The 6656-nt window shown below is 74.0% G+C and carries 7 protein-coding genes and 1 pseudogene; 2 read left to right on the plus strand and 6 right to left on the minus strand.

All coding sequences use genetic code 11. The features are described from left to right. Positions 1-235: 235 nt before the first annotated feature. From RBH18_RS42380 to RBH18_RS42395, 4 genes and pseudogenes are all read right to left on the minus strand, one after another. Positions 236-1693 (minus strand): annotated as a pseudogene (locus RBH18_RS42380) (replication-associated recombination protein A); the annotation flags it as partial. A gap of 71 nt (positions 1694-1764) precedes the next feature. Further along, complete coding sequence (locus RBH18_RS42385) at positions 1765-1980, minus strand: hypothetical protein (protein WP_306216174.1); 216 nt, start codon at positions 1978-1980, stop codon at positions 1765-1767. Positions 1981-1991: 11 nt separating this feature from the next. Beyond that, entirely contained in the window at positions 1992-3251 is a 1260-nt protein-coding gene (locus RBH18_RS42390; RefSeq protein ID WP_306216175.1) for an MFS transporter, read from the minus strand. Continuing rightward, a complete protein-coding gene (locus tag RBH18_RS42395) occupies positions 3248-3805 on the minus strand; it encodes an ArsR/SmtB family transcription factor (RefSeq protein WP_306216176.1) in 558 nt (185 codons plus the stop codon). The genes RBH18_RS42390 and RBH18_RS42395 overlap by 4 nt, the downstream gene beginning before the upstream one ends. Positions 3806-3843: 38 nt before the next feature. Here RBH18_RS42395 and RBH18_RS42400 point away from each other — a divergent pair, with 38 nt between their 5' ends. Then, positions 3844-4311, plus strand: a complete 468-nt coding sequence (locus RBH18_RS42400; protein WP_306216177.1) for a GNAT family N-acetyltransferase — start codon at positions 3844-3846, stop codon at positions 4309-4311. A 17-nt stretch (positions 4312-4328) separates the two neighbouring features. Next, on the plus strand, positions 4329-5345 hold the full coding sequence (locus RBH18_RS42405) for a questin oxidase family protein (RefSeq protein ID WP_306216178.1): 1017 nt from the start codon (positions 4329-4331) through the stop codon (positions 5343-5345). An 84-nt stretch (positions 5346-5429) separates the two neighbouring features. Here the strand turns inward: RBH18_RS42405 and RBH18_RS42410 are convergent, their stop codons facing one another. After that, positions 5430-6092 (minus strand): hypothetical protein, encoded by a 663-nt coding sequence (locus RBH18_RS42410; RefSeq protein ID WP_306216179.1) that lies wholly within the window; start codon positions 6090-6092, stop codon positions 5430-5432. Next, positions 5984-6656 (minus strand): sugar nucleotide-binding protein (locus RBH18_RS42415; RefSeq protein ID WP_306216180.1); only part of this gene is annotated, 673 nt, incomplete at its 5' end. The genes RBH18_RS42410 and RBH18_RS42415, both read right to left, overlap by 109 nt.

Consider the following 6656-nt stretch of genomic DNA (forward strand, 5'->3'; position numbering starts at 1 on the left):
TCTCCGTGCTCCGGCCCGCCCCGCCGGTGGCCCCCGCCCCGGCGGAAGAGCCTGCCCCGCCGGAAGAGCCTGTCCCAGCGGACGAGCCCGCCCCGCCGGAAGACCCCGGCTCGGCGGACGAACCCGCCCCACCGGAGCTGCCAGCCGACGAAGCTACTCCCCCCGCACCGCCGGCGTCTCGCGAGGAGGCCGCCCGCCGAGCCGACGAAGCCGAACCGCCGGCGCCCCCGGAAGAAGCAGCACCCCCGGAAGAAGCACCGACCCCGGAAGAAGCAGCGCCCTGGGAAGGAGGGGCACCTCCGGAGGAAGCAGCACCCCCCGCGAACGCTGCGCCCCGGACAATCTTGCGCAAGCGAGGCAAGCGCTCCGCCAGCGCGCGCTCGGCCCCGTGCTCGGTAGGACGGTAGTACTCCGCGCCGGTCAGATCATCCGGCACGTACTGCTGCCTCACAACACCCTTGGGGTCGTCGTGGGGATAGCGGTATCCGCGCCCGTGGCCGAGGCCCTTGCTGCCCTGATAGTGCGCGTCGCGCAGGTGGGGCGGGACCGGGCCGCCACGGCCGGCGCGGACGTCGGCCATCGCGGCGGACAGGGCGGTGGTCGCCGAGTTGGACTTGGGCGCCGTGGCGAGGTGGATGACGGCCTGGGCGAGGTTGAGGCCGGCCTCCGGCAGACCCACGTTCTGCACGGCCTGCGCGGCGGCGGTGGCCACGAGCAGCGCCTGCGGGTCCGCCATGCCGACGTCCTCGCTGGCGAAGATGACGATGCGGCGCGCGATGAACCGGGGGTCCTCGCCGGCGACGAGCATGCGGGCCAGGTAGTGCATGGCGGCGTCGGGGTCGGAGCCGCGCATGCTCTTGATGAAGGCGCTGACGATGTCGTAGTGCGCGTCGCCGTCGCGGTCGTAGCGCACGGCGGCCACGTCGACGGCCTTCTCGGCGGTGGCGAGGTCGATCTCGGTGACGCCCTGGGCCCGCGCCGACCCCGCTGCCGCCTCGAGCGCCGTGAGGGCTTTGCGGACGTCGCCGGCTGCGAGCCGTACGAGATGGTCCTCGGCCTCGGCAGTCAGGGTGACCGCCCCGCCCAGGCCGCGCTCGTCGGTGATCGCGCGGCGCAGCAGGCCCCGGACGTCGTCCTCGCCGAGCGAGTGCAGGGTGAGCAGCACGCAGCGGGAGAGCAGGGGCGAGATGACCGAGAAGTACGGGTTCTCGGTGGTCGCCGCGAGCAGCGTCACCGTGCGGTCCTCGACGGCGGCGAGCAGCGAGTCCTGCTGGGTCTTGCTGAAGCGGTGCACCTCGTCGATGAACAGCACGGTCGGCGGCCCGCCCCGGCGCCGCTCGTGACGGGCCGTGTCGATGACCGCGCGCACGTCCTTGACGCCCGCGGTGAGCGCGGACATGGACACGAACTTGCGGTCGGTCGCCCCGGCGACCAGGTGCGCGATCGTGGTCTTGCCGGTGCCCGGCGGCCCCCAGAGGATGACCGACATCGGGCTGCTGCCGGTGACCAGCTGCCGCAGCGGCGCGCCGGGGGCGAGCAGGTGCTGCTGGCCGACCAGCTCGTCGAGGCCGGCCGGGCGCATGCGGACGGGCAGCGGCGAGTCGACGGAGTAGCGCGGAACCTCGGAGCCCGCGGGCGGCACAGCGGCCGGCGGCTCCGAGGTTCCCAGCGTGAAGAGTCCGTCGGTTTCCATCGGCAGAAACAGTACCGGCCCGCCCTCCGGTGCCGGAAATGCACCAAAAGAGCGGGCCGAGGGCGGGACTGTCAGCCGCGGCCGGGGCGACGGCCGTAGAACCGGCGGCCGCTGCCGCCGCCCGAGCCGGCCCGCGGGCCGCTGCCCACGCCGGCCAGGTAGAGCGAGAGCAGCAGCAGCCCGAGGGACGCGAACGTCGGGAAGTTGAAGAGGTCGCTGGTCTGCACGTCGAACAGGTCGAGCAGCAGGTAGATGCCGAAAACGACTGCCGCGGCGATCGCGAGCATGAGGGCCTCCATCAGGGGGGTGAGAGCACTGAGGTGCTGATACCCCCCTGGGGCTCGGCCGCAAACCGAGGACGCCTCGCGACCAGGTAAAGAGGAGCGGCGACGGCCAGCACGACCGCCCCGACGGCCAGCGCGGTCACCAGGGAGGCCCCGGAGGCGATCGCCGTGAGCACGATCATGCCCACCGAGCCGGCCGGCATGGCCACCATGGAGTTCAGGGAGAGCAGGCTTGCCCGATAGGGTCCCTCGACCTGGCGGTGCAACAGTCCCATGTGTACGGGCGAGGAGGCGCCGTGCACGGCATAGCAGACCAGGTACGACGCGACCACGCCCACCGGCCCCGCGAAGAGCGCCATCCCCGCCACCGTCACCCCCTGGGCCAGCCGCAGCGTGAAGCCGGTCCACGGGGCCCCGATGCGGCGTACCAGGAAGGGGATGAGCGCCGCCCCGGCCGCCGAGGCGAGCCACCCGACCGAGCCGATGGGTCCCATCAGGGCGGACGCGCGGTCGGCGTCGCCGAGCACGTCGGCGAGCCGGACCGGGGTCAGGCTCTCGAAGGCGACCATCCCGAAGCCCCAGAAGAGCTCGACCGCGATCAGGGCGACGATGATCCGGGATCGGCGGAGCAGGCCGAGCGCGCCGGCGACGGCCGCGGGCACCCCGCGTACGGACGCCAGCAGCGCGACCACCCCGCGAGCCGGACGATCCTCCGTCACCAGCACTCCGACGGCGACGACGGCGACCAGCTGGCACAGCAGCGCGCCGTAGACCGGCAACGTCAGCCCCAGCGGCCCGAAGGCGACCAGTCCGCCGGTGATCAGGGCGCCCGCCCCGATGGCGACGCCGAGCACCGTGCCGCTGTGTGCGAGGCCGGTCTCGATGTCGGCGCCGGGGTCGGCGGCGAGGGCGTGGTCGACGTACCAGGCGTCGAGCGGCCCGCTGTCCAGCGCGCGATAGAAGCCCTGCAGAACGAAGTAGAGGGTGAAGATCAGCACCGAGTCGGCGAACGTCAGCAGGCCGAGCGCCACGATGTCGATGACGCCGGCGAGGAGCAGCACCGGGCGGCGGCCGATGGCGTCGGCGAGTCCGCCGGTCGGCAACTCCAGGAAGAGCACGATCAGGCCCTGCACGGCCGCGGCCGAGCCCCACTGCGCCAGGGTCAGGCCGCGTTCGAGGGGCAGCAGTACGCCGACCGGGATCATCAGGCCGACGGGCAGCCACCGCAGCGCGGTCAGCACGAGGAAGCGCCGGCGCGCCTGCTGGGCGGTCATGAGCCGTCCGCCTGCCGCGGGAAGCCGTACACGTAGTAGTTGACCTTGCGGGCGTCCGCCTGGGCGGGCAGGGAGCGATAGCGCTCGATCACCGCGTCGATCTCCGACGTCAGCGCGTCCAGCTGCTCGGCGCTCAGCTCCAGCCAGTAGTCGGAGAAGCTCGCGGCGGCCCGCCACTCCTTCGAGTCGTTGCCCTGGTTGCGGTGCCACGCCTCGGCCTGCTCGGTGAAGCGGTGCAGCCAGAAGTTCTGCATCCACTCGGCGGCGGCCCGGGCGTCCGGGTCGCCGGCGAAGTCGTCGTTGTCCCAGCTGCTCGACTCGTGCGCGGCACGCCACCAGCGCTCCCGGCCGCGCCCGGGCGTGTCGTCCTCCGCGACCAGCCCCACCTCGGCGAGTTGCCGCAGGTGGTAGCTGGTGGCGCCGGTGTTCGTGCCGAGCCGCCCGGCGAGCTTGGTGGCCGTGGCGGGCCCGGCCAGGCGCAGCGCCCCGAGCAGCCGGGCCCGCAGCGGGTGCGCCAGCACCCGGATCTGCTTCCCGGAGAGATGCACTTCCATGGCTATGCACAATACTTGTGCACAGATATTGTGCAACCATGATTGCCCGCCTGGCCCACGCCGCCGACGCCGACGAACTGATGCGCCTCCGTGCCGTCCTGCTCTCCTCCATGGGCGACCCCGTCACCGACGGCCCCTGGCAGAGCGCCGGCGCCGACCGGTTGCGCAGCCGGCTCGGCGGCGACTCGCTGGCCGCCTTCGTGGTGGACGCCCCCGACGGCCCGGGGCTCGCGGCCTCCGTCGTGGGCGCGGTCGACGAGCGGCTGCCGGGTCCGCGCAACCCTTCGGGCCTCGTCGGGTACGTCTACAGCGTCGCCACCCATCCCGAGTACCGCCGCCGCGGCTACTCCCGCGCCTGCATGGAGGGCCTGCTCCAGTGGTACGCCGCCCGGGGCGTGACGAAGATCGACCTGCGCGCCTCGCCCGAGGGCCTGGGGCTCTACGAGTCGCTCGGCTTCCGGCGCACCTCCGACCCCGCGATGAGGCTTGACCTCACGTCGAGGTGAGGTCGCACAGTCGGAGAATGAGCTACGACGACGTGCTTGTCACCCTGCGGCGCACCGGCCCCGAGCGCAACGGCTGGCTGTCCAACCACGCCCCCATGGCCGCCGAGGCGCTGACCCGCCACGGGCGCGAGGACCTCGTGCCCCGCTGGATCGACGGCTATCGCGACCTGCTGACGGACGTTCCCCGGGGCATCGCGCCGATCGCCCGCGACGAGTGGCGCGACCCGCTCGGGGACCCGGTGCGCACCGGGGACTGGATCGCGTACTTCGACCGGGAGACGGCCGAGGCCCCCTGGCGCGACGTGCTCGCGCTGTGGTGGCCCCGCCTGCTCCCCGGCATCGCCGCCGGCGCCACGCACGGGGTGATCCGGGTCGGTCACGCCGTCCGCGCCCTGCTCGCCGAGGAGACCGCTCCCCGGGTCGCCGAGCTGGGCCAGGGCCTCGCCTACTGGGCCGCCCGCTGGCAGCCGCTCGCCCCGGCCGGCCACGGGCCCTACGCCCGCCGGGACCCGCGGGCCGCGCTGGACGCCGTACCGGCTGTCCCGGACCAGCGCTTCGGCATCCGCAACCGGCTCGCCCAGCTCGCGGACCTGCCCGGCTGGCCCGCCACGGCCGGCGCCATCCCCGGCGACGGCGAGGTGCGGGGCAGGCTGGCTGCCGTCGTCGCGGCCGCCGTCCGCCGCCACACCCGCTACGGGTACGGCAACCCGGTCATGATGGTGCACGCGGCGACCGCCCCGGCGGCTGTGCTGCGTACGCTGCCCGCCCTCCCCGCGGCGCTGCACGCCCCGAGCCTCGAGGCGGCCTGGGCCGCCTGCGCCGCGGTGACGGCGGCCTACTCCCCCGCCGAGCCGCAGCACGTGCACGTGCCGGCGGGGGACGCGGCGTCCGTGCTCGACCGGGCCGCGGACTCGGGCGACGCGCACGCCATCAAGTTCGCGGACGCGGCGGTCGAGGCCTGGGAAGCCGACCCGGACCCCGCCCTGCTCGCCGCCGGGCGCCACGCCACCGACCTGATCAGTCCGCCGGCTTGACCAGCAGCCCGTTCTCCCACCTGATCAGCCAGCCGCTCGACGAGGGGAAGGCCGTCCCAGCATCCCCTCGTCATGCCGCGTGGGTCACGGCTGACGATCCGGCCACCTCGTCGCCTGCAGCTCGCCGACCCAGCGGCAGAAGGGATCACGGGTGTTCTCGTCCCCCATCTCCGCCGGCTCCGGCACGATCTCGAGCGCGGTCGCCGGGACGGTGACGCCGAAGGTCCGCTGCACCCAGTCGCGATAGGGGGCGTTGACCGTGTCGCCGTCGTCGTCCCAGGGCCGCGGCGGGTCGGCGAACTCCTCGTTGACGCAGATCTCCGGATAGCCGATCGCCAGCAGCCGCAGGAAGTCGAGGGCGCTCCCGGCGAGCACGCACGTCAGCAGCGATCCGCTCCCGGATCCCAGGTGGACGATGCGGGTGTGCCGCTCGTCGTCCAGCCACAGCGCCGCCATCGAGCCGTCCCCGCCGGTCTGCGCGAACGGCCACAGCCGTGCGGCCGGAGCACCGGCCACGTCCCCGAACCAGGCGCTCACGTAGGACGCGGTCTCGTCCGAGGTGTAGCCGCGAAGCTCCACGGCGGTGCCGACGTTCGCATCACGGGAGAGCAAGCCGTACAGATTTCCGTCGTCGCCCGTCACCACGCGCCCCTGCGTCTCGACCCACGCGAACAGCAGCCGCAACGGCTCGGCGAAGTCGAAGCCGCCCGGGACCCGGGCCAGGGTCGCGTCCAGGAATTCACCCATCGTGACGGCCGGCGAGGACTTCGGCGACCGGGCGGAGGCGGGTGGTCAGCAGCTTGGTGGCGCGGGTGCTGTCGAGGCGGAGGATGCCGGGACGGGGGGCCGAGGCCACTGCCGGCGGTGGTGCGGACCGGGATGGCGGCCGGGTCGAGGCCGTGGGCGGCGGCGACGGCTCGGCCCAGGTCGGCGCGGGAGATGTCGTGCGGGCCGGCGATGTTGATGGGGCCCGCGTGATCGGTGGCGGACAGCTCGAGGACGGCGGCGGCCAGGTCGGTGGCGTCGATCGGGCGGCGGATCTCGTCGGCGAGGAGGAAACCCTCGCGGGTGCCGCGGGCCAGCTCCAGGGCCATGGTGACCTGCTTGCTGCGGGCGTCGCCGATGATCAGCGAGGTGCGGACCAGGGCGGCGGCCGGGTCGATCGCGCGGACCGCCGTCTCGGCCGCGGCCTTGGCGGCACCGTACGCGTAGACCGGCGACGGCGGCTCGTCGTCGGCGTAGGGGGTGTCGCGGCCGGCGTGGACGGCGTCCGTGGAGATGTGGATCAGGCGGGCGCCGGCGGCCGCCGAG

The sequence above is a fragment of the Actinoplanes oryzae genome (assembly GCF_030757795.1).
Classification (GTDB): Bacteria; Actinomycetota; Actinomycetes; order Mycobacteriales; family Micromonosporaceae; genus Actinoplanes.